This is a genomic window from Butyricimonas synergistica DSM 23225, assembly GCF_000379665.1.
Classification (GTDB): Bacteria; Bacteroidota; Bacteroidia; order Bacteroidales; family Marinifilaceae; genus Butyricimonas; species Butyricimonas synergistica.
In genome coordinates, this window is sequence record NZ_KB903359.1 from 1,207,340 (window position 1) to 1,233,055 (window position 25,716).

General features: G+C 46.1%; 21 protein-coding genes and 1 pseudogene. 4 read left to right on the forward strand and 18 right to left on the reverse strand.

The window, feature by feature from the left end; genetic code table 11:
* Positions 1-119 precede the first annotated feature (119 nt).
* Positions 120-1,328: a site-specific integrase gene (locus tag A3CY_RS0105330; protein ID WP_018336870.1), complete on the reverse strand. Its 1,209-nt coding sequence runs from the start codon at positions 1,326-1,328 to the stop codon at positions 120-122.
* Positions 1,329-1,476: 148 nt separating this feature from the next.
* On the opposite strand from A3CY_RS0105330, the pseudogene A3CY_RS23265 reads away from it, so the two are divergent.
* Positions 1,477-1,952, forward strand: a pseudogene (locus A3CY_RS23265) (DDE transposase); the annotation flags it as partial.
* Here A3CY_RS23265 and A3CY_RS0105335 read toward each other — a convergent pair.
* Positions 1,909-2,748 carry a hypothetical protein gene (locus A3CY_RS0105335; RefSeq protein ID WP_018336871.1) on the reverse strand — a complete coding sequence of 280 codons (840 nt, stop codon included), beginning with the start codon at positions 2,746-2,748 and terminating at the stop codon, positions 1,909-1,911. The pseudogene A3CY_RS23265 and the gene A3CY_RS0105335 overlap by 44 nt on opposite strands.
* A 96-nt stretch (positions 2,749-2,844) precedes the next feature.
* On the opposite strand from A3CY_RS0105335, the gene A3CY_RS0105340 reads away from it, so the two are divergent.
* Complete coding sequence (locus tag A3CY_RS0105340; protein ID WP_018336872.1) at positions 2,845-3,108, forward strand: GNAT family N-acetyltransferase; 264 nt, start codon at positions 2,845-2,847, stop codon at positions 3,106-3,108.
* A 40-nt stretch (positions 3,109-3,148) separates the two neighbouring features.
* Here the strand turns inward: A3CY_RS0105340 and A3CY_RS0105345 are convergent, their stop codons facing one another.
* The 3 genes from A3CY_RS0105345 to A3CY_RS22860 form a co-directional block, all read right to left on the reverse strand.
* Positions 3,149-3,877: a glycosyltransferase gene (locus tag A3CY_RS0105345; RefSeq protein ID WP_018336873.1), complete on the reverse strand. Its 729-nt coding sequence runs from the start codon at positions 3,875-3,877 to the stop codon at positions 3,149-3,151.
* A gap of 11 nt (positions 3,878-3,888) precedes the next feature.
* Entirely contained in the window at positions 3,889-6,936 is a 3,048-nt protein-coding gene (locus tag A3CY_RS0105350) for a tetratricopeptide repeat protein (RefSeq protein WP_018336874.1), read from the reverse strand.
* 176 nt (positions 6,937-7,112) lie between these two features.
* Complete coding sequence (locus A3CY_RS22860; RefSeq protein ID WP_155828186.1) at positions 7,113-7,259, reverse strand: hypothetical protein; 147 nt, start codon at positions 7,257-7,259, stop codon at positions 7,113-7,115.
* A gap of 141 nt (positions 7,260-7,400) precedes the next feature.
* On the opposite strand from A3CY_RS22860, the gene dnaK reads away from it, so the two are divergent.
* The gene (gene dnaK / locus A3CY_RS0105355) at positions 7,401-9,308 is read left to right on the forward strand and encodes a molecular chaperone DnaK (RefSeq protein WP_018336875.1); all 1,908 of its coding nucleotides are present in this window, start codon (positions 7,401-7,403) and stop codon (positions 9,306-9,308) included.
* A gap of 116 nt (positions 9,309-9,424) precedes the next feature.
* Here dnaK and A3CY_RS20300 read toward each other — a convergent pair whose 3' ends face one another.
* Positions 9,425-11,308, reverse strand: coding sequence for an ATP-binding protein (locus A3CY_RS20300; protein WP_018336876.1), 1,884 nt, complete (start codon positions 11,306-11,308; stop codon positions 9,425-9,427).
* 240 nt (positions 11,309-11,548) lie between these two features.
* On the opposite strand from A3CY_RS20300, the gene A3CY_RS0105365 reads away from it, so the two are divergent.
* Positions 11,549-11,875: a DUF5684 domain-containing protein gene (locus tag A3CY_RS0105365; RefSeq protein WP_018336877.1), complete on the forward strand. Its 327-nt coding sequence runs from the start codon at positions 11,549-11,551 to the stop codon at positions 11,873-11,875.
* 46 nt (positions 11,876-11,921) lie between these two features.
* Here A3CY_RS0105365 and dacB read toward each other — a convergent pair whose 3' ends face one another.
* The 12 genes from dacB to A3CY_RS0105425 all read right to left on the reverse strand — a co-directional run bounded on the left by dacB (position 11,922) and on the right by A3CY_RS0105425 (position 25,700).
* A complete protein-coding gene (dacB, locus tag A3CY_RS0105370) occupies positions 11,922-13,292 on the reverse strand; it encodes a D-alanyl-D-alanine carboxypeptidase/D-alanyl-D-alanine endopeptidase (RefSeq protein WP_018336878.1) in 1,371 nt (456 codons plus the stop codon).
* Positions 13,292-13,489 carry an exodeoxyribonuclease VII small subunit gene (gene xseB / locus A3CY_RS0105375; RefSeq protein ID WP_018336879.1) on the reverse strand — a complete coding sequence of 66 codons (198 nt, stop codon included), beginning with the start codon at positions 13,487-13,489 and terminating at the stop codon, positions 13,292-13,294. The genes dacB and xseB overlap by 1 nt, the downstream gene beginning before the upstream one ends.
* A 9-nt stretch (positions 13,490-13,498) precedes the next feature.
* Complete coding sequence (gene xseA / locus A3CY_RS0105380; RefSeq protein WP_018336880.1) at positions 13,499-14,806, reverse strand: exodeoxyribonuclease VII large subunit; 1,308 nt, start codon at positions 14,804-14,806, stop codon at positions 13,499-13,501.
* On the reverse strand, positions 14,807-15,409 hold the full coding sequence (gene yihA, locus A3CY_RS22675; protein ID WP_018336881.1) for a ribosome biogenesis GTP-binding protein YihA/YsxC: 603 nt from the start codon (positions 15,407-15,409) through the stop codon (positions 14,807-14,809).
* Between the two features lie 79 nt (positions 15,410-15,488).
* Positions 15,489-17,333: a DEAD/DEAH box helicase gene (locus A3CY_RS0105390; RefSeq protein ID WP_018336882.1), complete on the reverse strand. Its 1,845-nt coding sequence runs from the start codon at positions 17,331-17,333 to the stop codon at positions 15,489-15,491.
* Between the two features lie 144 nt (positions 17,334-17,477).
* The gene (gene ftsZ / locus A3CY_RS20305; protein ID WP_018336883.1) at positions 17,478-18,665 is read right to left on the reverse strand and encodes a cell division protein FtsZ; all 1,188 of its coding nucleotides are present in this window, start codon (positions 18,663-18,665) and stop codon (positions 17,478-17,480) included.
* An 11-nt stretch (positions 18,666-18,676) separates the two neighbouring features.
* A complete protein-coding gene (ftsZ, locus tag A3CY_RS0105400) occupies positions 18,677-20,083 on the reverse strand; it encodes a cell division protein FtsZ (RefSeq protein WP_018336884.1) in 1,407 nt (468 codons plus the stop codon).
* A gap of 26 nt (positions 20,084-20,109) precedes the next feature.
* Complete coding sequence (gene ftsA, locus A3CY_RS0105405) at positions 20,110-21,264, reverse strand: cell division protein FtsA (protein WP_018336885.1); 1,155 nt, start codon at positions 21,262-21,264, stop codon at positions 20,110-20,112.
* Between the two features lie 12 nt (positions 21,265-21,276).
* Positions 21,277-21,933, reverse strand: coding sequence for a cell division protein FtsQ/DivIB (locus tag A3CY_RS0105410; RefSeq protein WP_231932375.1), 657 nt, complete (start codon positions 21,931-21,933; stop codon positions 21,277-21,279).
* A gap of 77 nt (positions 21,934-22,010) precedes the next feature.
* On the reverse strand, positions 22,011-23,378 hold the full coding sequence (gene murC / locus A3CY_RS0105415) for a UDP-N-acetylmuramate--L-alanine ligase (protein ID WP_018336887.1): 1,368 nt from the start codon (positions 23,376-23,378) through the stop codon (positions 22,011-22,013).
* 11 nt (positions 23,379-23,389) lie between these two features.
* On the reverse strand, positions 23,390-24,490 hold the full coding sequence (gene murG / locus A3CY_RS0105420) for an undecaprenyldiphospho-muramoylpentapeptide beta-N-acetylglucosaminyltransferase (protein WP_018336888.1): 1,101 nt from the start codon (positions 24,488-24,490) through the stop codon (positions 23,390-23,392).
* Between the two features lie 7 nt (positions 24,491-24,497).
* Complete coding sequence (locus A3CY_RS0105425; RefSeq protein WP_231932369.1) at positions 24,498-25,700, reverse strand: FtsW/RodA/SpoVE family cell cycle protein; 1,203 nt, start codon at positions 25,698-25,700, stop codon at positions 24,498-24,500.
* Between the last annotated feature and the right edge of the window lie 16 nt (positions 25,701-25,716).

Here is a 25,716-nt window from a genome sequence, read left to right on the forward strand (position 1 = left end):
ATACATCTCTTACGGAGAGAATTGATTTTCTACTCAACACTTATTCCGTTTTTAGAAAGAAAAGAAAATCGCCGTAAAGCATGTCTTTACAGAAAATTTACGGCGTTGGATTCCCGTTTTTACAGGGATTTTAAGATAAGACTGTTTGCCTTGTCCACTACCGAAGTGTCCAGAGAGGCAAGATAGATGCGTGTGGTAGTTTCCGAGTCGTGTCCCATCGCTTCGCTGATTGTGGCAATGGGGATATTCTTGCTTTTGGCGATACTTGCCCAGCCGTGGCGGGCAACATAGGTTGTCAGCGGAATGGCCAGCCCCAACCGTTCGCCGATTTTCTTCAGGTTGTTGTTTATCCGGTGCGCCTCGCTCTTGTATTGCTGTCTTTCATCTTTACCATTGCTTTTGATGATAGGTAACAGATAAGGCGAGCCGGTCGTGTCGTACTTGTCGATCAATTCCTGCATGGGTTTCTCCCATTTGATAAACAGTTGCTGGTTGGTCTTGTGCCGGCGGTAGGATAGAATACCGTTCTGCAGATTTTTTTTCTTCAAAAACGCCATGTCGACGAATGACATTCCGCGTGTATAGAACGAGAACATGAAAACATCTCTTGCGTAGTCCATCACCGGATACAATCTCAAATCCAGATCCCGTATCTGACGGATGACGTGCAGAGGCACTGCACGTTTGACAGTCTTGTCGATTCCGGTATAGACGTGTTTGAACGGATAACGCTGCACAATCAATTCTTTATCCACTGCACGGTTGTATATTGCCCGGAGATTGCGCATGTAGAATGAAATGCTGTTGGGACAGACTCCGGTTGATTTGAGGTATGTCTCGTATGCCGTCATCAAGTCGGAATCCACGTTGTCCAAAAGGATGTCGCATCCTTTCCTGAACCTTGCAAAACTATTGACGGCGGTCGTGTAGGTTTCTGCAGTACATTGTTTCCCGATTTGTTTCAACTGATCGACAAGATCCCGGGCAAAGGATATAAAGCAACGATTGTCTGCCGGTGAAAAGTATTTTGACACCACATTCTCTGCCATATAGTCACCGTCCGCACGTTCAAGATGCGAGATGATACTTTTCAGTCGTTTCGTATCTTCCTGTACGGCATTTTTTAATGAAACCAGATAGTTTTGGCGTACCTCCCCGATGTCAGGAGGAAAAACAATTTCCTCATTTTCCGCATCCCATTCTCGCAGGTGCAGTTTATAACCGGTGCGGATCTGCCTGGCTACCCGGTTGTGAATCACTTGATAGAATAATGTGCCCTCTTTCGTTTCGGCAGAGGATGCACGAAATTTGGTTTTTACTGTTGCCATAAATTATATATATAAATTGTTCTCCGCATCCTGTTGCAACGGTGTGGAACATTTTGGTATTTAGCCTTTTGTTGCCATCCATTTCGTTTGCAAAGTTACTTTGGATTCAAAGAGGCACAATGTGGGGCGAATGGAGATTTACAGAATTCGATGGAACTGTTTCAGTTCTTCAGCAAAGATAGCCCTTATGGTATTGAAGGTTTACACCGGATCATCCCGTCTTGACATTGATTCCCTTCAGAACATCCTTACCTCATACTGGAAACCTTATCTTGAGAACCTTCACGCGTATATGACTGACGCCACATGCTATGAAAGTCATATGCGTTTTCCTACGAATATGAAGCTCCTTTGGGAAAGCATCGAATAGCTCTACCGGCATATCTGCATGCATTGCAGGGAGCTCGGCATAAGGCGTCCTCGTAACAAATACACAGATGTTACGGAAAACCCTCTTTCCTATTACAAGAAAAGAAAGAGAAAGGCTTTAAGAACAAGGATACCGAAGCGTCGCATGATCAGACTTCTGGAAAACTCATCATACAAAGAAATGACATGCACAGAGAATACGGATCTTTACTCAAAAATACTTCTGACACGTATTACAATAATAGATACTCCCTCCCATGTAGCTTTCCTTCAAGATCATATCCCCGCAACGCAGGCAGTGAGTCCCTACCGTGTCTTTGGACAAATAAGGAATGTATCCCCCCTTTTGGTCGAATAAATCTTTCTCCGAATCACGCCCTCCTTTTTCAAGCATTTCGTGCATCGTGTTCTTCACGTGGTGGTACAAATCTTGCCGTTGTTGCCCGGACAAGGTGCTGACCTTAACCTTCGGGTGAAGACGGGCATTATACAAAATATCCTGCAACACCCCGTTTCCCAGACCGGGAATCATCTGATCGGTGGCAAGGAAAGCCTTCACGCTCTTGTTCTGCACATCCTCCGCATTAATTAAACTTAAAAAATATTCTTGGGTAAAAGCATCCGACATGACTTGCGGCTTCATCTTGGCACACGCGTAATAAGAGTTCAACCCTCCCTCGAACGAATCGCCCGTGAAACACAATATTCCCCCGTACATCCGCACCGAAACGATGATGCAACTCTCGTCATCGAACCCCACGAGCAGCTGGTGTTTATTAGGCAATTTCGCACCCGGAGCGTAATAACGCAGATTTGCCCCATCGGTAAACACAAGTTTAGCGTCCCCCACGTTTACCTGCACCATTCCCCCGTGGGCACACGAATCCCCCACGATTTTATCCTGCAACAACGCGGGATATTCTTCCGGCTTTCCGCAAGAAAACGTGAATTTATGTGGCGTGTGACCGACCAAAACATAGGTTACTCGCTTCCCTTTAATCGTTTCATTCAATTGTTTCGCCAGACAAATAGCTTCCGGTGCTTCTATCATATCATTCTATTTTTATTGTTCGTTCTCAAATATAGAACAAAAAAGTGAATCATAACATTCTTTTCATTACTTTCGTTACAAGAGAAAAAAGAAGTTATGAACTACAAGATCACACATTATCCCCAAGAACAGCGGTTCGAGATCGAACTCGGGGGCATGAAGGCTTACGCCGAATACGATTTACACGATGACAGTCTGGATATTATCCACACTTTTGTTCCGAAACCGTTAGAGGGACAAGGCATCGCCGGGGCACTTACCGAAGTTGCTTACGAATACGCGAAAGCCAATGACCTGAAACCGAAAGCAACGTGCTCCTATGCCGTCGTTTGGCTGAAAAGACACCCGGAATACCTGTGATTTTTACCGCGTGGGCATTTCATCCCGTGTTCGAGGATAATCACATATACCGGCAATATATATTAAACAACTCTTTAGGCATCTTCAACAAATGCGTGAATTTTATACGACTGTCCCCTTTCTCGATCCACGTGTCAAGAGGTACCTCGTGAATGATCTTGTCATAATCGGGATAATCTTTCCGTACCCGCAGGATCAACTCCACGTCGAAAAGCCATTTGGAATTAAAACTATCCTTGAATATCCCGGGAACTAACTCGCTCCGGAATAACTTTGCCCCACATTGGGTATCATACACGGGAAGGCGGTATAACATCGAAACCAACGTGGCAAATCCCCGTCCCAGGTAATGGCGATACGCCTTACGTTGCACGTTCGCCCCCAGGCGTTTCAGCCGGACACCCATCACCACTTGCACCCCCGGTTTATAATCCATCTCCTCCGACAGCAGATGAAGATCCTCCAACGGGGTAGCCAGATCGGCATCCAAGAAACCTATCGCCTCGTATCGCCCCAACGAAGCGACATATAGCATACCACTCCTCACGGCTTCCGCCTTGCCCCGGTTGTCCGCGTTATCCACCAACAGGAAACGCTCCGGCTCGGACGCCACCACCTGCCGTAAAACTTCAGAAGTGTTATCCCGGCTTCCGTCGTTCACGAAGCAAAAGTCAAACCGCTCGTCTTCACGCACGAATTCTCGAAACTTGGGCACATCCAATCGTTGAGCCTCATTATAACAAGGTATGATAATACATATTTTTTCCATATTGCCCTTTTTTATAATCGAATATCTCCCCCTTGGGACAACATCTTTTGCAACTCGGCAGCTTCCCAATCATGAGGATCGAGTTCCGCGGCTTTCTTCACGTACTCCAACGCTGTTCCCCGGCGTCCTTCCGACAACTCGTACAACGCCCACAATAACATCAACTCGCTGTCTTCCTCCACGTCCTTCATCTGTACCAGCAGATCATGTGCTTCAGCCAATTTCTTCTGTTGCAGGAAAGCCCGGATTTCTATCTTGCGTAAGGTCACCTTATCCCGTCCTTGTTCGTTCAGCAACTTCGTCACCTGTCCCAGCATCCCGTAATTCTTCACCCGGCAATAACACTCCGCCAACGAAAGCAGCACTTTCTCGTCGGCTCTCTTTGCCTGCACCACCTTCTCGTAAGGTTCGATCGCCTTCGCATAATTCCGGTTGCGTTTCAAAATATCCCCACCTAACGCCAGTGCCAAATCGTTGCGCCCGTTATATCGCAAAGCCTTGTTCACCAAATCGAGAGCCTCTTTGTCCCGACCTTCCGTGTAGTAAATCAATCCCTTCAAGTAATAGGAAGAAGAAGCCACATCATTCTGCGCCAACATGGCATCCACCGCTTGATGTGCCGTGGCATAACGCTCCAAATCCAGCGCGGCGAGAGCCTTTATATTCAGCGCATCCATCAGCTGGGGTTGCCACTTCAAAGACTCCTCGGCACAGCGCAAGGCATCCTCGTTCTTGTGTTCCGCGTAATACATCTTGGACAACCGCATCCACATCTCCTCGTTCCACGGGTGCGTTTTCAAATATTCCTCCAGCTTGGCTATAGCCTCGGGGTATTTCTTTTCTTGTTCCAGCACGATAGCCTCGTAATCCTCTTTGGAAGTACGCTTACCAATCACGCACATGGGTAAACCGTCGGCATCCACCGAATGGAGAAAACCCTCCTTCACGGGGAAAAGCCCGTTCTTCAGCTGGAAACTGTTGATGTACACGTTACCGAATATCATATAATCCCAGTCTTTGCTGTATTTATCGTAATAGCGGCTATAAATAACCTTCACGTTCGTGTCTTTCCGGAAATAATGTTGCAGGTTGGCACTGTGGTTGGTCACAATTGTCACGGGGCGTCCTTTATAGTCCACGTTCGCTTTGAACCAATCCACCCCTTTCTTCAGGGAATTATAATAATAATCCGTCTCGTAATCACCATAGGCACCCTTTAACCCTCCCACCGACTCGTTGAAATAAACGTAGTCGTTCGGGTGGTTGACCGCCATATGCCGTGCCGGAAGGAACAACAATCCGATCAACACGCTCGCCGCCACGAGTTTCAGATACTTGGGTGCCACTGTCAACAGCAACGTCCAGAAACGGGCTGCCAGCAACACCATAAACGGCATGACAAACAACAAGTGCCGGATGCCGCCATACAAGTTCGATTTCTTGTAAATCACCCAGAACACGGGGAACACAAGCGAAAACAAGATAAAGAAAGAAAGCAACGAAAATTCCTTCTTCCGGGAAATCATAAAAATAAAGTACCCGAAGAAACCAACCACAACTACTAGCGGTGAAGCGATCAGCAAGTATTTCGGGGCATAATGCACGGGCAACATATTGGACATCATCTGTTGTCCCTCGAATATGGTACGCAACCCGATATTATAATTCGTGAACTCCTTCAAGGAAAGCACCACGTTCGTGAAAGGACGAGCCAGTGCAAAAGGCCACGTGACGATAGACAAAAAGTACCCCACGAACAACACGATCACAATCAGAAACAAAATATTCTCCACCTCTTTCCGGTATTTCAAGAAATTGTAGAATTCCTTGAAACCCACCCACAAGATATAGAACAAGCCCCCGTACATCACGAGATAAGGGAACAACAGCAATCCACCGGAACGTGTGCCCAACGCCAAGGCGATACCTAGCACGGTACCGATCACGTGGCGGAGTTTTATCACCGGGTAACGGTCGAACAAGCGGACGAAATAGAATATCGCCACCAGATAGCCCTCCGCAAAAGGAATATCCTTCAGATTATTCATGCTATGCCCAAAGAACCGGGGCGAAAAGAAGAGCAGCAACATGGACAGCAGACCACACAATCCGCCCCCGAAACGCAACCCCATCAGTCCGATCACGATCACCCCCAACGCCCCGACAAGGGCACACACCACGTGGCGCACCGCATACACGTCGTCCGCACCGATCGCATTAGCCACGACCGCCGCCACGACCTGCATCGAATTGCCATAAAGATGCAATGCCGTCTTCGGCTGGCTCAACGCAGCTTTATCCCCTTTCGTGAAATAATCCAGCACGTAACCGGAATGGCGGTGGTCGACATACTCGTCGCCGCTAATCCCGTAATCCTTACTCACGTAAGGCATATAGAAAAACACGAATACCCCGAAAAGCAACATCAGCATACGGTAGACCATATCCCGGCGGGCTCGATTGCCGGCATCGAACAGGGTTGTAAAGAAACGCCCGGAAAACAAGAATCGGAACGGAACCCGCCACAAGTAATTGACAGCCGGGTTAGAGTTTGACACGGAAGCCTTCCAAGTAATATTGGTTTCCAAGCGATCGAATTTCATGTATGCTTTCTGCAAACTGTAACTCACCGCCCTTAACAAATTGCTATCCAAGTCCTCCCCGGCGTATGCTTTCATGAACAACGACTTCTGCCCGATCAACACCGGAGAATCCGTGATCACCCGGTCGCCCCGCCACAACGCCATATCCATGAAACCGAACCACAATTTCCGTTTCTGAACCGACACGTAATACACGTGCTCCTTCCGGCATGATTTCCGGTAAACCTGCCCCAAGGGTGCCAGGGAATTAAGCGCCACCCGGTCGAGATCGACCAACATGATTTCATCGGAATCTATCTCCCGAAGCACCTTCAAAAACTCCTCGTGACTACATCCCGCTTTTAACAATACAATATTATTCTGCAAGCCGCTACCCGCATCCCAACGGGACATCTGAAAATCCACATTCCCGGTAACACCAATCACCTGAATCGCTTTATTCTCGTTCTCTTCCACAATAATTCCTTTTACGCAACAATTTATATACTTCTCTAACCCTATCGATTTTTTTCCAAGGGGATAAATATAATAAAAAACTTTTTCTCATTCATCATTCTTAAAAAGTATTTACTCAACACATCCGCCCTAGATCACGGAGTAAACAAGGCGAGGATGAAAAAGATTCCTGGGAATCACGGCAAAATTTCACCAGGACCATCCCCGACACGCGGGTAACATGACAATCCCGACAGGACATCACTAGGCACGGGAGAATATTTCAGTCGTGTTTCTGACAAATCGTGACGTTCTGTCAGTAAATATGTCATTAAATATTCCAAACAGGATATATTTTTATGAAAAAAAGTCTTGTTCCACGGCTGGCACACCGTTTGATAAAAGATAAATGTTCTTGAAACTATTCGAGGAGAAAGAACGAAAAAACAAGTATTGAAAATAATAACATTATAATATTTAATCATATGGGAAAGATAATTGGTATAGACTTGGGAACCACAAACTCTTGCGTTGCCGTAATGGAAGGTAACGAACCCGTGGTAATCCCTAACAGTGAGGGAAGAAGAACGACACCGTCTATCGTCGCTTTCGTTGATAACGGCGAAAGGAAAGTGGGTGATCCTGCAAAACGTCAGGCAATCACGAACCCGACGAGAACAATATATTCTATCAAACGGTTTATGGGTGAAACCTATGACCAAGTGTCAAAAGAAATCAACCGTGTACCGTACAAAGTAATACGCGGCGAAAATAACACGCCCCGCGTAGAGATCGGTGACCGGAAATATTCTCCGCAAGAGATTTCCGCAATGATCCTTCAAAAGATGAAAAAGACTGCCGAGGACTACTTGGGACAGGAAGTTACGGAAGCGGTAATCACCGTGCCCGCGTACTTCAACGACTCTCAACGTCAGGCAACAAAAGAAGCCGGAGAGATTGCCGGATTGACCGTGAAACGTATCATCAATGAGCCGACAGCTGCTGCTTTGGCTTACGGGCTGGACAAGCAGGACAAGGATATGAAAATCGCAGTATTCGACTTGGGAGGTGGTACCTTTGATATTTCCGTACTGGAATTGGGTGACGGGGTATTCGAGGTGAAATCAACCGACGGTGATACTCACTTGGGTGGTGACGACTTCGACGACGTGATTATCAACTGGCTTGCTGACGAATTCAAGAAAGACGAAGGCGTGGACATCCGGAAAGACCCGATGGCTCACCAACGCTTGAAAGAAGCTGCCGAAAAAGCAAAAATCGAGTTGTCAAGCTCTACTTCCACGGAAATCAACCTGCCGTACATATTCCCGGTAGACGGAATTCCAAAGCACTTGGTTAGAACGTTGACCAGAGCTCAATTCGAGCAATTGACCGACCACTTGGTACAAGCCACAATCGAACCGTGTCGCCGTGCCTTGAAAAACGCTAACATCAGCGCTTCGGACATCAGCGAAGTGATCCTCGTGGGTGGTTCTACCCGTATCCCGGCTGTTCAGAAGAAAGTTGAAGAATTCTTCGGCAAAGCCCCGTCAAAGGGTGTAAACCCGGATGAAGTAGTTGCAGTAGGTGCCGCTATCCAAGGTGGTGTATTAACCGGAGAGGTAAAAGACGTGCTGTTGCTTGACGTTACCCCGCTTTCTTTGGGTATCGAAACGTTAGGTGGCGTGATGACCAAATTGATCGAGTCGAACACGACCATCCCTACCAAGAAGTCAGAGGTATTCTCAACGGCTGCCGATAACCAACCGTCAGTAGAAATCCACGTGTTGCAAGGAGAACGTCCTATGGCAAAAGACAACAAGACAATAGGACGTTTCCACTTGGATGGTCTACCACCAGCCCCGCGTGGAGTACCACAGATCGAGGTTAGCTTTGATATTGATGCCAACGGTATCTTGAAAGTATCAGCCAAGGATAAAGCAACCGGAAAAGAACAATCTATCCGTATCGAAGCTTCATCCGGTCTTTCTGACGCCGAGATCAAGAAGATGAAAGACGAGGCTGCCGCTAACGCAGAAGCAGACCGTGTAGAAAAAGAACGTATAGACACGATCAACAAGGCTGACAGTATGATCTTCCAAACTGAAAAGCAATTGAAAGAATTTGGAGACAAATTGCCTGCTGACAAGAAACAACCGATCGAAACCGCTTTGCAAAAACTGAAAGACGCTCACAAGGCTCAAGATGTCGCTGCAATTAATTCGGCTATCGATGAACTGAATAATGTATTCCAAGCTGCATCACAAGAGATGTATAACGCCCAACAACAAGCCGGCGGACAACAACAAGGTGCACCGAACACGGAACAACAACCGAACAACGGAGGAAAAGACCAAGAGGTAACCGATGTTGATTTCGAGGAGGTGAAATAACAAAAAAGGGCTGGAAAACAGCCCTTTTTTTATTCATTATATCAAAAGTCCATAAAATCTATATTCACATGAACCTCTTGGTTTTATAGATTTTATGGACTTTATTTTATTATCTACTATTTCAGATATTTCGCGATAGTTTCCTTTAACAGGATTGCCGACAAAGGCTTGGTCAAATAATCATTACACCCGGCTTCCAACGCTTTCACGCGATCATCGTCAAAAGCAAAAGCGGTTAACGCGATGATTGGAATATCTTTAGCTTCCGCCCGGATAGCACGAGTTGCCGCCAAACCGTCCATTACCGGCATTTTAATATCCATCAAGATAAGGTCTGGTTTTGTTTCGTTGAACATATCTATTGCCTGTTGTCCATCCCACGCATGAACTAAGGTATAAATCTTTCCAATAATGGCTTTCAATAAAAGATAATTGCTTTCAACATCTTCTGCAACCAGAATTGTTCTACCAGCATTTACACTTTCTTTTGTCTCTTTGTTTTCCATATCGTTCGTCCCTGTTTCCATTGCAATTTCTTGATAAGGAATTGTAAATTTAAAAATAGAACCTTCATTTTCTTCAGATTGGACTGATATATCTCCACCCATTTTTTCAACTAGCATCTTACATATTGCCAATCCTAATCCCGAACCTTGGACAAAGGTATTCAATTTTGTGAAACGATCAAATATTGTAGACACTTTATCTTCGGGTATTCCGCACCCAGTATCCTCTACATAGAACTCGACATATTCGCCGACAAGCGTGTACCCGAAACGGATGTACCCTTTCGTGGTGAACTTGGAAGCATTGATAATCAAATTAGAAACAACCTGAAACAATCTATTCCCATCAGCCGACAAGAACAAGTTCTCGCTCCGCTCGTCAAATATTAGTTTCACACCCTCTTTCATCCGTGATCCGTGCACTTCCAGTATTTTCAAACACAACTCACGGATGTTCATGGGTTTATAAACAAATTCCAAACTTCCCGCCTCAATCTTGGAAAGATCGAGAATATCATTAATCAATTGGGTCAATAATTCCGAATTATCCTCAACGATATTCATGTAATACTCCCGCTCGTCCATATCCTCAGACTCGGCAATCAAGCGGGTAAACCCAATAATCGCGTTCAACGGAGTACGGATCTCATGGCTCATGTTGGCAAGAAAAGCAGATTTCAGTTTATCGGATTGCTCCGCTTTCACCCGAGCTTTGATTAATTCCTGTTCCGTGTTCTTCATATCGGTCATATCCCACGAAATACCGACTAAGAAACAAGGCCTCCCATTATCCCCGCATACCAATGTTTTCAACGTTTTCACTGTACGCAATTCCCCGTTATTTGCCTCGTAAGTCTCGAAAAATTCGCAATCCTTACCGATAGCCAACAGGCGCTTATCATCTTTCCGGAAACGTTCGGCATCCTTCCGGTTGGGGAAAACCTCGAAATCAGTCTTACCAATGGCTCGCTCCCGGGAGATATGGGAATATCGCTCAAAAGCCTTGTTCCAATAGATGTAACGGAAATCATCATGAATATCCTTCACGAAAAGACAGACGGGAATATTATCCAGCACCGTATTCATGATCGAATGCAACTCTTTGATTTTGCTTTCATTCTCCACGTCCCGCGTGATGTCTTGTCCAAAAATCCAAATTAACTCGTCACCGGAAGAATGTATCGCTATGTGTACCATCAATTTCAAGATATGGCATGAACCATCAGGCTGATGCAAATAAAGAATATCCTCAACCACCCCTTCCGTTTCCCTCAGCATCCGGACTTTCTCTGGCCATGAATCGGGAGTAACGTCCTCGTTGATTTCCCAAATAAAAACGTCCGAGAAGTCATCCGGCAAATGGAAACGTGCCTTAGCTAAGCGATTAGCGTACACTAAATCGCCATCCGGTCGAAAAGCATACACCTCTCGATCAATATGTTCTATCGCATAATCAACAATTGCTAACTTATCAATTGATTCAAAAACACTCATTATAGCCCCACATTTAACAAGACAAATATATTAAAAAAACACAGTAAAAGAAATTTACACCGAGAAAAGAAATTAAAATATTATTTTCGCCTAGTGTAAAAACTTTATAATTATATCACAAAAAACTTTCCCGAAAAGATCAATTTTTATACATTTGCCCCCGTATTCAGTATGTGGTACTAGAAATGTGGAATTAAGAATTGATTCAAACTATAAATGTTTAATTAAAAATTTAAAATTATGCTAGGATTGATTTATCTACTTATCGTCGTTTTAATGTTGGTTTCCATGTGGAAAATCTTCGAGAAAGCAGGTAGACAGGGTTGGGAAGGTATTATTCCTATTTACAACGTTTACGTGATGCTTCAAATTATCAACAGACCGTGGTGGTGGCTTTTAATCATTATCTTCGTGCCGATTGCAAACCTCGTGTTCTCCATTATCATGTTGCACGAATTCCTTGCCAAATTCGGTAAAGGCGTTGGTTTCACGATCGCTACCATATTCTTCGGTTTCGTTACGTTACCGATGTTGGCTTTCGGTGACGCTACGTTCAAAAATGAATAGTGTTATTTTGCTACATAAAAAAAAGCCGGCTTACAAGCCGGCTTTTTTATTGTATTGCCAATTCCCGCAAGAAATCCCGTATCGTCTTTTGCACTTTCACGGGGTCACCCGTGTAGCTATTCACGAGTATCGTGAATGCCAATACTTCTCCCCTTCGGGTATGCAAATATCCGGATAGAGCACGAACTCCAAACATAGAGCCTGTTTTAGCCCTTAAATTACCTCCTAATACAGGATCGGCGGAATATACCCGCAAGCCCCTGTCGACACCTCCTTGTGGCAAGGAAGCGAGAAAAGAATCACCCAACTGCTTGTTCGCCCACACCAGCAGGTCTGTAACTGTTCCCGCGGGTAAAGCGTTTGAAGTAGAAAGCCCGCAGGCATCTTTTATCGTGATTCCCGAAGAATCTATTCCCATGCGGTTTAATTCTTCTTTTACCGCAGTTTCAAATTCCGAAGGACTCACCAAAGCACCGAGAGCCTCGGCAAATAGATTCACGCTATTCTTGTTCGTGTAAAAAACGATTTCTTTTAATAAAGGAGATTCAACCGTGAAGAATTCTTGTCGGTCGGTAAGAATGTCTTTTTTCTTTTTCAGGACTACTCCTTTGTTTTTCAATTCCTTTTCCAATTCCGCACGGAAAACGGAAGCCGGGTGGTGCATTGCCCCTTTCACGGCAAAAGACGAACGATTGGCAGGGATGGTTCCCCGTATTGATAAAGTAGATGCTTCCGGTCCACCATATATCCATGCGTAATCCTGTTGTTTCACGGAAGACACGACCTCGTTGCGTAGTTTCACTCCCGGTACTGACGGAATGACAGAAACGATACGCGGACGGGTACCCGGTTTCCCGGATGCCAAATTGATCGTGTAGGTGTTATCCCTGTAATTAAACGGATGATACAAAGCCGCATAATAATTGGCGACATCCTCCCAAAGCCATGAGCCCGGAATGAGAGGTTGTTGCCCTTCGTTCTCTATGATTATATTTCCCTCTATCTGTTTTATTCCCAGACGGACAATCGAATCTACCAAACGGCTCAAGAAATTCCCATTGAAATACTTTGAATCAAGACAAGGATCCCCCCCCGCCTCTATCACTATATTTCCTTGAAGCAGCCCATCCCTTATCTTCCCCGAGTAGGATACTTTTGTGTGAAAAGTCAGAGAATCCCCCTTTAACTTCAAAGCCAAAGACGTGGACAATAATTTCAACACGGAAGCCGGACGCAAGGACATTCCGGCATTATACTCGTACACGACTTTACCGTCAGCCACATTCTTCACGCTCACGCCAATAGCCGCATGTTTCATTTCCTTCTGTTGCCAAAAGGTATTCAATACCTCCTGAGATTGTGCAATTCCCCGGTTAAAAATCAACAGAACGAAAATGAAAATTTCCCAAAATCTCATCACTCGGCAATGGATTTCAATACTTTATTCACCTCTTCCTCTGTACTGTGCAATTTTTCTTTGCAAAACTCGACAAGCACGGCAATCCGCTTTACTTTCTCCCTCAATTCATCGACATCCAGCTTATTCTCTTCCAATAGTTTTACCAGGTTCTCGATCTCTTCCATGGCTGATTTATAAGTCAAACTCTCTTCCATAACTATTCTTTATTTACTTGTATCTTTTACTTCACTCCGTATTATACCCTTAAACAATTCCGTTTCCAAAACATCCCCCTCCCGCACGAGAACACTATCCCGTACGGCTTTTCCATTTACCCGGGTGATCGAAAATCCCTTTTCTAAAATGTTTTTCGGATCGGCATATTTCATTTTGGTTTCTGCCAATTCTAAAAAATAACGATTTGCAGTCAATATTTCCGTGACCTTTCCCTCGACCTTCGCTTTTAGCTGCTCCAAATAGTTCATCCGGTTGCCGATAAACAATTGTGAAGCATGATCGGCTCGCTGTGACGCGAGCATCAAACGATTTTCCTGACTCTCCAAAAACAGCCGGGTAAATTGTTTCAATTCCGTGATCTTCACCACTTGACGAGTTTTCTCGTCTTGCAATATCCGTTTGGCTTCCCGCATCAGACTCTCTTTGGCTACTTCCAGACGTCCTTCCGCCTCGTTAAATCGCTCGATCAGGAACGCCGCGGCAGCCGTAGGTGTCTTCACGCTACGGTACGCCACCCGGTCGACAATGGTTTCATCCCGCTCATGCCCGATACCGGCAAGCACGGGTATAGGGAATTGTGCCACGTTCGCCGCCAGGTCATACGAATCAAAACTTCCCAAATCTGTCTGCGAACCACCCCCACGGATGATAACAACCACGTCGAAAAGCGCCTCGTACTCGTATATTCTTTCCAGTGCGGCAATGACCGATTCCGTTGTTTTTTCCCCTTGCATAACAGCAGGAAACAACTTCGTGTGAAAGGCATACCCGTACACATTCCGATGCAATTGATCCACGAAATCACCGTATCCTGCCGCCGTCGGGGAGGATATTACGGCTATCGTTTTCGGAAGCAGAGGCAGTTCCAGTTCCCGGTTCATATCAATGACTCCCTCGCGTGTCAAGCGGTCTATAATCTCTTTCCGCTTACGTTCCAAGTCACCCACCGTGAAAGTCGGGTCAATATTCTTAATATTCAGTGAATAACCGTATAGCTCGTGAAAAACGATCTCCACGCTGACCAACACCTTTATTCCCCGTTGCAGGGATTTCCCCGTCGTGGTTTCAAAATAAGGTTTCAGCATCCGATAGGTGAACGCCCATATCGTCGCTCTAGCCATGGCAATAACGGCATCATCCTCCTCCCGCTTCTCCACGAGTTCAAGATAACAATGCCCCGAACGGTTTTCCTTCACGTCCGCTATCTCGGCAACCACCAAAAAAGTATCCGGGAAACGATTTTTCAATTCTTGTTTCACCAGAGTATTCAATTGGTATAATCCGATAGGATCCATTTAATCTATCTCTAACTTATTCAGTTCCTCAATATAAGATAACAATTCCACCCGTCCCATTTTGGTTTCGGCTGAAGTCATAAAAGCCATCGGCATGGTTTCCCACGTTTCTTTCATGCCTTCCTGGTATTTGGCGATACAATTCATGCGTTCCGTGGTCGTCAACTTATCTGCTTTCGTGAATACCATCACGAAGGGCACGCCATTTTCACCCAACCATTCCATGAATTCCAAGTCAATTTTCAACGGGGCATGACGACTATCTATCAACACGAACAGACAGACCATATTTTCCCGTTTCAAGATATAATTGCGGATTATTCCGCTAAACTGCGCCCGCTGCGATTTTGAAGAACGGGCATACCCGTATCCCGGTAAATCCACCAAGTACCACTCGTCATTAATCAAGAAATGATTTATTAACTGGGTTTTCCCTGGGACTCCGGATGTTTTAGCAAGTTTACCGTGGTTCGTCAGCATATTAATCAACGAGGATTTTCCCACGTTTGATCTCCCGATAAACGCATACTCATGCTTGTCTGGCTCCGGACATTTCTTCACGTCCGAATTACTTATCACAAATTTAGCACTGTAAACTTCCATAACGTCTCAATTTAAAAATGAAAAAAATTGAAGATGCAGTTAGCCTTTGCTTTCCACATCTTCAAATTTACAAATTATTTTAGCTCCGGGAAGAGGATCTGTTGAAATTTCTAGGCTTTTTCGGGTCACTTCCCGGTCTGCCCCTACGTTTACCGCCACTATTACCATTACGGTCATCCCGGCGTCCACCCCGATCTCTGGAATCATTGCGATCGCTTGAGCGACGCTCTCTTCTACCGGAGAAATCCCCTTTGCCCCGGTCATCCCGGCGACGTCCACGATCCCGCGTAGGAATAGCTTTGATTTCTAACGGAATTCCATTAAAGAGCACTTTGCTGAAATCAACAGCAAAGTCTGAAGCACTGTCCTCATCGATCTCAAACTTCGTGTCTGTATCGAAAATACGAATGCCTCCGACACCAATGCCCCGACGACGGGAATATTTGTTAATCAAGGACATCAGATCCTTCGGCGTCAACCCGTCTTCCCGTCCGACATTCAACGTGAAGGTGCTATACACGGTATCTCCGCCCCGTCCTCTGCGGTCACGGTCACGACCTCCCCGGTCGCCTCTTTCCGAACGTCCGCCCCGGTCATCATCCTCGATATTCAAGTCGTCCGTATTCTTGTATTTCTTCAACAACCTACCGAACTCGTAAGAAACCAAATGACGAAGCACTTCTTCTTTCGTGAGTCCTGCAAATTTGTCGTACACTTCCTGCGCGTACAAGTCCATATCCTCGTATTCTTCCGAGGCAAGAATCTTATCACCGTAGAACGCCAACTGCGCCCGGCAGATTTCTTCTCCTCCCGGTACAGACTTGTACTCGAATTGTTTCTTGAGCATATTCTCGATACGGCGTAATTTTCCTTTCTCCTTCGAGTGGATAATCGCTATCGAGATACCCTCTTTTCCGGCACGTCCGGTTCTACCGCTACGATGCGTGTAGCTCTCCACGTCCTCCGGCAAATTATAATTAATCACGTGAGTCAGGTTATCCACGTCCAGTCCGCGGGCTGCCACGTCTGTTGCCACCAGCACCTTCAAACGTTTTGCGCGGAAAGCGTTCATCACGTTATCCCGTTGTGCCTGGCTCAAATCGCCGTGCAAGGCATCGCAATCAATCCCGTCCCGTTGCAGATGCTTGGCTATATCCTGCGCATCATTTTTCGTTCGTGTAAATATGATCGCGTACATACTCGGCGCACAGTCCACGATGCGTCGCAACGTTTCGTAGCAATCCTTGGCTCTCACCATGTAATACTGGTGAGATACGGTATCCGCTCCCTGATTCTTTTTACCGACAGAAATTTCTTTTTGATTTACCAAATAATTCCGGGCAATCCGTTCTACCTCCTTAGGCATGGTTGCCGAGAAAAGATAGGTATTTTTCTCCTTGGGGGTATTGCTCAGGATGAAATCCAAATCCTCCTGGAATCCCATATTCAACATCTCGTCTGCCTCGTCCAACACGACAGCAAACACACTCTCAATGTTGATTGCCTTCCGGTTCAACAAATCGACCAAGCGTCCCGGTGTAGCCACAACCACGTGCACACCTCTCTGCAAATCTTTGATCTGCCTTCTTATATCCGTACCTCCATACACACAGGTCACACGAATATCTTTACGGTACTTGGAGTAGTTTCTCAAGTCATTCCCAATCTGCACGCACAATTCGCGTGTGGGGCTTAAAATCAATACTTGAACATTATTCCACTCCGGCTCAATTTTTTGTAACAGCGGCAATCCGAATGCGGCTGTCTTTCCCGTCCCGGTCTGAGCTAATACTACTAAATCATTTTCTTCTCCTAAAATAACGGGGATTGCTTTCTCCTGTACCGGACTCGGTGTTTCAAACCCTAAATCCGCGATTCCTTTAAGCATTTCCTCGCTTACTCCTAATTCTCTAAACTTTTCCATTAAACTGTTTTAAATTACCCTCTCGATTTTCGATTTAGATTACAATTAAAAGTCGCAAACAACTTTTCCAAAGCTTCTTCAATTTTTACTGAAACCATCTTGTGATTTCCAATCTAAAATCTAAAATCATAAAATCCAAAATCGCTAGGTTCTGTCTATTTTAATATGCCTCCGCGTATAGGCCGGAGTTTCCTCTAATTCTTTTATTTGTTCCTGTGACAAATCGGCTTGAAGCAGTACGTCGGCTTCCTTCAACAGTTCTTCCACGTAATTGATAGCTCCTTTTTCCAATTCCTTTTTTCTACCGGGTTCCGTCACTTCTTCTGCTTGTACCGTATTTTTAGGACCGGGTATCGGTATCGTATCCACGTCGTCCATCGGGAATCCCGTGGCAATAATCGTCACGGAAATAGCATCCCCCAACGATTCATCCGTTCCCACACCCCATATAATCGCAGCATTATCCCCGACTTCCCGAATAACATACGAGGTAATCTCGTTCATCTCGTCCATCGTAATCTCGTCCGTTCCCGAGGTGATATTCAATAAAATATCCTTTGCTCCAGCCAAATCGTTTTTGTTTAACAAAGGGCTATTCAACGCATCCGCTATCACCCGGTGCGCCCGTTCTTCCCCGCCAGCCTGAGCCGCACCCATGATAGCAATGCCGCTATCAGTCATGACGGTACGTACATCCGCGAAATCCACATTGATATATCCCGGCAAAGTAATAATTTCAGCTATACCTTTCGCCGCAATATTCAACACATCATTCGCCTTTCCAAAAGCACAGGAAAGCGGTTGCGGCCCGTATATCCTTTGTATTTTCTCGTTATCAATGATGATAAGAGAATCCACGTAATCCTTCATCTTACTTACTCCGACACGGGCTTGCTCCAATCGCTTCGGTCCCTCGAAACGAGCAGGAATCGTCACGATCCCCACGGTCAGGATTCCCATTTCCTTAGAGAGTTTGGCTATCACCGGGGCTGCGCCTGTTCCGGTTCCGCCACCCATGGCAGCAGTGATAAATACCATTCTCGTATTCTTACTCAACAACTCCCGGATTTCATCCACGCTCTCGAGAGCTGCCGCTTCACCGACCTCGGCACGATTGCCGGCACCCAGTCCGGTTCCCAATTGAATACGAGTTTTTATCGGGCTCTGGTTCAATGCCTGCGAATCCGTGTTGCAAAGCACGAAGTCCACATCGCAAATTCCTTGCCGGTACATGTATTCGACAGCATTACCGCCACCTCCGCCGACACCGATCACTTTGATAATAGGTGTCGTCACTTCGTACTGATTAAAATTGATCAATCCATCTACCATGACAATACATTTTACATTTCAGAATCCCTACCCATATCTTCATTGAACATATTTCCTAACTTACGCTTGAACCAACTATCCACGTCGGGCACCTCGTTCAATCCTCTCTTGCGTCCTTTCTCCCGCTCGAAGTCCCGGTCATATTCTTCGTTGTGTTCCCGTATATTTCGTTTCCGTTTGAACAGAGGTTCGTCCTCCGAATCCTCGAACTCTCGCATCTCTTCATCGTCATTCCACGGCTTTCTCACCCGTTCTTCTCTCACCCGGGCAACCCGGCGTTGTTGGTCTTCCTGTTCCCGACGCAACCGACGGTTCTCTTCCGCCAGTTGTTTCCGACGACGTTGTTCTTCCTCTACCTCTTTCGCGCTTTCCAACTTCATTTCCAGATCGTCCACACGCTCCACTTTGAACGTGGGGGCTTTCCGTTTCGTGTCTACCGGAGAATTATTGAATCCGGTGGCAATCACCGCCACGTGCAATTCTTCATTTAGCGACTCGTCTTTTCCGGCTCCCCAAATCACATCGACATCCCGACCGACCAATTCTTTCACGTAATCGGTAATCAGCGTGATTTCATCCATCGTAATCTCTTTCGAGCCGTACAACATATTCAGCAATATATTGGAAGCGCCCCGTATATCGTTACTATTCAGCAACGGGGATTCCAAAGCCATCTGCACGGCTTCCATTGCACGATTCTCTCCCGCCGATTCCCCGGCTCCCATCAGTGCCACCCCGCTATTCCGCATCACAACCTCCACATCCGCGAAGTCGACGTTCACGAATCCTTTTAAGGTGATAATTTCCGCAATACTCTTTGCCGCTATCGTCAACACGTTATCCGCCATCTCGAATGCCTTCGACAATTTCAAGTTGCCGTACATATCCCGCAATTTCTCGTTGCAGATAATCAGCAAAGCATCCACGTATTCCGACAATTCATCGACACCCTCCATGGCTTGCTCCACGCGCCTGCGCCCCTCGAAACTAAAAGGAATAGTCACGATGCCAATCGTCAATATCCCCAACTCCCGAGCTTGTTTCGCAATCACTGGCGCCGCACCCGTTCCGGTTCCGCCCCCCATTCCTGCCGTGATAAACACCATCTTCGTGTTCCGCTCGAGGATTGTTTTGATGTAATCCAGACTTTCTATCGCCGACTGTTTCCCGCGTTCCGGCAAACTACCGGCACCGCGTCCTTCGGTAAGCTCCTTTCCAATCTGTATCCTATTCTTCACGGGACTAATCCGCAAAGCTTGTATATCGGTATTACATACAACAAACTCCACCCCCCGGATACCTTGACGGCACATGTGATTGACGGCATTACTACCGCCTCCCCCGACGCCGATCACTTTAATAATCGACTCATCCTGTTCCGGAATCCTCAAATCCAATAACGCATCTTCATTCAACATAGCTGAAAAGTGTTATATCATTATTCTTAAAAAAAACTATCAAACCAACCTCTTTTCTTCGGTTCCTTGCGTTCACAACGCAATAACCCCAAAGCCGTGAAGTTCTCCGGTGTTTTCAAGGGTGTTTCCTTGGCGAATTTTACAGTTGACACGCTTGCCATACTTATCGGATGCTTTGACAAACGATTCAACAAGACATCTATTCCCTGCACCCGGCTACCTCCACCGGTCAACAATATACCATCCTCCAATTGCTTGTAATAACCGCTTTTCAATATCTGCCAGATAGCTCCTTCCAACAACTCCTCCAAACGGCATTGCTCCACGTGTACCATATCCTGTATATCAATACAGTATTTCGTGTCCGGAATCATTATTTTCCGGCTTTTACACTCGGCTTGCAATGCCATCCCGTATTCGTGTTTCAACTTTTTCGCACTCGCCATGTTCTCGATGGAAAAAGCCGTATTTATATCTTTCTCAATTGTATTACATCCCAGAGGCAAAACCTCGTCGTACACGATCATTCCATCTTGGAAGACGTGCACTTTTATACTGTCCGCACCCAAATCGATCAGCGCGAAATCCCTCACTCCTTTTCGTCCCCGTGCCACAAGAGCTTTCTGGGCGGCACTTACTGCCGAATAAAAATTAATCTTTTCAACCCCGGATTCGTTCAAAGCTTGGCGCAAGCCTTCCAACATACGTTTTCTAGCCACGTAAACATGGAAATCGACTTCCAAACGCCGGGTTTCACAGCCTACCGGATCACTCTCCGGTTCTCCGTCCAGCGTATAAGCAAAAGGCACGACATCCACAATCTCTTCCATCTCCAGATTCACGTTATTGCGGCACTTTTTCTCCAACTCCTGCAAATCGGCTTCTTCCACTCGTTTTACACGGGAAAACTTTGATATTTCCCGGTCTTCCACTTGCTGCACCCACTCCCCTGCCAATGCAATGTTTAATGCATCGATATGCATCTCGTGTTCTTGCTTGAATTTCTCCAACAAACGCTGCACGCAAGACTTCACCCGAAGCCGATCGACCACCATCCCCCGGTGGATACCCTGAGAAGCAACACTCTCTATTCCAACCAAACGGCACTCACCCCCGGAAACCTCACCGAGAGCCATCACCATTTTTTCAGACCCCATATCTAAAGAAGCTACAAATCCCATAATATCTATTTTTTATTTTCTAACACAAACTACTTGGTTATCAAATTTCAAATTGACTTCCTTGTACTGGTTCCAACCTTTCTTGGCAATACCTTCCTTCAAAAACAGCATCAGCTTGTCCAAGCGTTCCTGGCTATTCTCGACCTTTCCGAGTACGATTCTGAAATCACCCACTTTGGGGATCATCACGACATCCTCGTTTGATCTCACTACCAGTTGCTCGATGTAGGCATCCCAAAACGCATCGTCCCTCAAGGACATTACGAACGGACCTAACTTCTCGCACGCGTATTTTGTACTAATATCACCGGTTGCAACAACAACCCTGGAAGTAAACTTAGAAGACAACGGCATCACTTTCCCGTCACTATCAACGTAGTAACCCTCACCCGTCATTACTCTCAAAACAGGTTCACGTTGCTTGATATTTACATGGATATAACCGTCTAAACTGTAGTAAACCTGAGCCGACTTTATCATCGGATTTTTGACAAGTACCCTTTCCAAACTATCTTTATTTACTGCCATAATACTTTTGTCTGTTATGCCTCCGTATCCCTTCTTTATCGCTTTCATAATATCTTCCTCGTCCACAAACACGTTGACATCCGTATTTTTGACAGCAACCCGCACCCCTCTACATGTTACCTCCCCCAATTTTGTCGCCACAAAGGTAAGCACAATTATCAGGTAAACAAGCAAAATGCAAGATAATATGTATGGTAGTATGCGTTTCATTTGTCAAATCAACGATTTGCTTTGTTAAACATCTCGGTAAACACCGGAATAAAGCGGTCTATATCCCCGGCTCCCACCGTCATAAAAACACCTTCTGTCACGTGTTCCTGCACGTATGCCGGAAAATCTTCTTTCGTCACCCGGACATAAGGCACTGTCAAACGGTCGGCAATCAACGCTGACGTCACTCCCGGTATCGGTTTTTCCCGTGCCGGGTATATATCCAATAAGATCACCTCATCCGCCAGATTCAGACTCTTCGCGAAATCGGGATAGAAATCATTTGTCCGGGAATATAAATGCGGTTGAAAAGCCACCGTCAATTTTTTCTCCGACCACATCTCCCGTATCGACGACAATGATGCCTCGATCTCTCGCGGGTGATGGGCATAATCATCGATATAAATGATTCGGTCATTTTTGGCGTGCACGTCAAACCTCCTTGCTACCCCCTTGAACAAAGGCAACGCTTCCCGTATCTCCCCGGCAGTCATTCCCGCGTACAAGGCTACCGTAATGGCAGCCGTGGCATTCTCCACGTTTACCCTTCCCGGAAAACACAAGCGCAAATCTTTGATTTCAACATCTTTCCCGATATAATCGAACAAGAAACTACCGTTATCCACCCGTAAGTTATCGGCATAATAATCCGTTTTCTCCCCGGCGGCATAGTGCCCGGTAATCGCCCGTCTTTTTAACTCCAATCCTTTTCTCAAGAAAAGCTCTCCCCTCGTTTGTAAAGCGAACTCTTCAAAAGCCTTCAAAAGCTCCTCGTGCGTCCCGTATATATCCAGATGATCGGCATCCATGGCTGTAATAACAGCTATCTCCGGGTGAAGATGTAAAAACGAACGATCGTATTCATCCGCTTCAATCACCACGTAATCCGAATTTTTATCAATCAACAGATTCGTCCCGAAATTAGAGGATATTCCCCCCAAGAAAGCACTGCATCCCACGTGTGAATTTTTCAACAAAAACGCCAACATCGTCGTGGTTGTCGTTTTCCCGTGCGTTCCGGCGATACAAAGCGCTTTCTTGCTACGGGACAGGAAACCCAGCACTTCCGCCCGCTTGTGTAAAGCGTAACCATTCTCCCGGAAGAAACTCAATATCCGATTCTCCCCCGGTACAGCCGGAGTATAAACAACCAAAGTATGTTCCTTATCCCGAAAGACCTCCCCGATCTTTGCCTCGACATCCTCGTAAGTAATATCAAACCCCTCCTCCTCACTCATTTTTCGTGTCAAAGGCGACTCGGTCTTATCATACCCTGCCACGTCATATCCCATAACCTTGAAATAACGCGCCAAAGCACTCATCCCAATTCCCCCGATACCCACGAAATATATCGCTTTTACATTACCAATTTCCATAATTTCAAATTTTAGATTCCAACAATCTCTAAGATTTGCTTTGCGATCACCTCGTCCGAATCCTTCATGGCTAACGTCAAGATATGTTCGGAGAGAGCTTCTCGCTCGTTGTCATTTGTCAGCAAACGCTCCATAACATCGCCCAACTGTTCGACCACGTCACTATCTTTCACCATAACGGCAGCCTGTTTGTTTACCAATGCCATCGCATTTTTCGTTTGATGATCCTCAGCCACATTCGGTGAAGGAACCAACACAACAGCCTTCCCCAGCAGGCACAATTCAGAGATTGTTCCGGCACCCGCTCTTGCCACCACAAGATCGGCACAGGCATAAGCCAAATCCATCCGTTTCAGAAAAGGCATGAATTTTATATTCTCCGGTAAGCGATCTTTCAACTCCGCTTCCAGCTGTTTATGGTAATAACTACCGCACTGCCAAATCACTTGCACATCCTTCCAACCGGCAACACGCTCCAACCATCGCACCATCGCTTTATTCATCGAACCTGCACCAAGGCTTCCCCCGGTCACAAGAACCATTTTTTTCTTCGGGTCTAAACCGTAAAAAGCAAAACCTTCCTCCCGTTCGCCCAACGCGTTCAGCAAATCCTTGCGCACGGGATTACCCGTGAGTATGATTTTCTCTTTCGGGAAAAAACGCTCCATTCCCTCGTAAGCCACACAAATTTTCTCCGCTTTCTTCGCCAATAATTTATTAGTTACCCCGGCATAAGAGTTTTGTTCCTGCAAGACTAACGGGATACCCGCTTTAGCTGCCACTCGCCCGATAGGACCACTGGCATACCCCCCGACCCCGACTACCACATCTGGCTTAAATTCTTTCACGAGGCGTTTCGCTTTCCGCAGACTTCGCCACAAATTCCATGCAACCTTCAGATTACTCAACGTCAATTTCCGTTGCAGCCCCCGAACAGGCAATCCCACGATCCGGTACCCCGCCTCCGGCACTTTCTCCATTTCCATCTTACCCTCTGCTCCCACGAACAAAATATCAATATCCGGATCCAACCGCTTCAAAGCGTTCGCGATCGAGAGTGCCGGAAATATATGCCCTCCTGTTCCTCCTCCACTGATAATCACCTTTTTCATATATATCTTATTTTATCTCTTCATTCTCTTCTTGTATCGTAGCCATCTTCAATTTCTCTTTCGCTTCCACTTCTCCCTCTTCCGAGAAAGTATGGCTGACACTTAATATCATCCCGAATGCCGCACTCGTGAACAACAGGGAAGTTCCTCCCATACTCACTAACGGCAAAGGTTGCCCGGTCACGGGGAACAATCCCACGCAAACCCCCATATTTATCAATGCCTGTAATACAATACACAATCCCAACCCGGTCACCAGCATTGCCGGAAACATTCTCGTACAGCGCCGGACGATCACTCCCACGCGATAAAGTATAATCAAATACAACAACATAACCACCCCGGCTCCCCCCAAACCGTACTCCTCCACGATAATCGCGAATATAAAGTCAGAATAAGGATGCGGCAAAAAATTACGCTGCACGCTTGTCCCCGGCGCTATTTTGAACAATCCGCCCCGAGCCACAGCGATCTTCGCTTGGTCTGATTGGTAAGAATCATCTTTATTCGCCTTTGATGGAACAAAAAACGCTTCCAAACGACTTTTTACAGTCAACAGACGTCCCACCTTTGCCAACTGCTTGTCCGGCACAATAAAGAGTATCGCCACCAACAAGCCGATCAATACCACGCCACTCCCGATAATCTTACCGAAAGTCCTCATATTCAACCGTCCCACGAACAACATAAACAGACAGACTCCCCCCAGCAATGCCGACGTCGAAAAGTTCTCCATAAAAATCATACCAAGAACAGGAAGCACCCACAGCATCCGCAACAACACATGATCGTCACACCCTTTCTCCGTCTGCTCGAACGCTATTGCCCGGGCACAGAATATAACGACAGCCAATTTGGCAAATTCCGAAGGCTGGAAAGAAATACCGAAAATCTTTATCCAACGGTCTGTATCATTCAACGTAGCTCCCATCACTTTCGCCAATATCAGAAAACCAAAGGAAGCCAACAACAGAAGCGAAGCAAAAGAAAGTAAATACTTATAATGGCAAGATTGCGTCAACAGGATCACGCCATAACAACCCACCAATAAAAAGAGTTGCTTAATCAGGTAAAAACTGGTATCCCCCCCCCGTACACGAAAGGCAAGGCTTCCCGTGGAGGAATACACCACCAACAGGGAGATCAGCATCAACGCGATCACCACAGCTCCCAGAATCCTATCCCCTTTTAAACGCAAACTTATTTTCATAGCCATTCACGATTTT

Bases quoted from the DNA above. Each gene is read 5' to 3' on its own strand.
- A3CY_RS0105330 (WP_018336870.1), bottom strand. From the start codon at position 1,328: ATGGCAACAGTAAAAACCAAATTTCGTGCATCCTCTGCCGAAACGAAA.
- A3CY_RS0105335 (WP_018336871.1), bottom strand. From the start codon at position 2,748: ATGATAGAAGCACCGGAAGCTATTTGTCTGGCGAAACAATTGAATGAA.
- A3CY_RS0105340 (WP_018336872.1), top strand. From the start codon at position 2,845: ATGAACTACAAGATCACACATTATCCCCAAGAACAGCGGTTCGAGATC.
- A3CY_RS0105345 (WP_018336873.1), bottom strand. From the start codon at position 3,877: ATGGAAAAAATATGTATTATCATACCTTGTTATAATGAGGCTCAACGA.
- dnaK (WP_018336875.1), top strand. From the start codon at position 7,401: ATGGGAAAGATAATTGGTATAGACTTGGGAACCACAAACTCTTGCGTT.
- A3CY_RS20300 (WP_018336876.1), bottom strand. From the start codon at position 11,308: ATGAGTGTTTTTGAATCAATTGATAAGTTAGCAATTGTTGATTATGCG.
- A3CY_RS0105365 (WP_018336877.1), top strand. From the start codon at position 11,549: ATGCTAGGATTGATTTATCTACTTATCGTCGTTTTAATGTTGGTTTCC.
- dacB (WP_018336878.1), bottom strand. From the start codon at position 13,292: ATGAGATTTTGGGAAATTTTCATTTTCGTTCTGTTGATTTTTAACCGG.
- xseB (WP_018336879.1), bottom strand. From the start codon at position 13,489: ATGGAAGAGAGTTTGACTTATAAATCAGCCATGGAAGAGATCGAGAAC.
- xseA (WP_018336880.1), bottom strand. From the start codon at position 14,806: ATGGATCCTATCGGATTATACCAATTGAATACTCTGGTGAAACAAGAA.
- yihA (WP_018336881.1), bottom strand. From the start codon at position 15,409: ATGGAAGTTTACAGTGCTAAATTTGTGATAAGTAATTCGGACGTGAAG.
- A3CY_RS0105390 (WP_018336882.1), bottom strand. From the start codon at position 17,333: ATGGAAAAGTTTAGAGAATTAGGAGTAAGCGAGGAAATGCTTAAAGGA.
- ftsZ (WP_018336883.1), bottom strand. From the start codon at position 18,665: ATGGTAGATGGATTGATCAATTTTAATCAGTACGAAGTGACGACACCT.
- ftsZ (WP_018336884.1), bottom strand. From the start codon at position 20,083: ATGTTGAATGAAGATGCGTTATTGGATTTGAGGATTCCGGAACAGGAT.
- ftsA (WP_018336885.1), bottom strand. From the start codon at position 21,264: ATGGGATTTGTAGCTTCTTTAGATATGGGGTCTGAAAAAATGGTGATG.
- murC (WP_018336887.1), bottom strand. From the start codon at position 23,378: ATGGAAATTGGTAATGTAAAAGCGATATATTTCGTGGGTATCGGGGGA.
- murG (WP_018336888.1), bottom strand. From the start codon at position 24,490: ATGAAAAAGGTGATTATCAGTGGAGGAGGAACAGGAGGGCATATATTT.
- A3CY_RS0105425 (WP_231932369.1), bottom strand. From the start codon at position 25,700: ATGAAAATAAGTTTGCGTTTAAAAGGGGATAGGATTCTGGGAGCTGTG.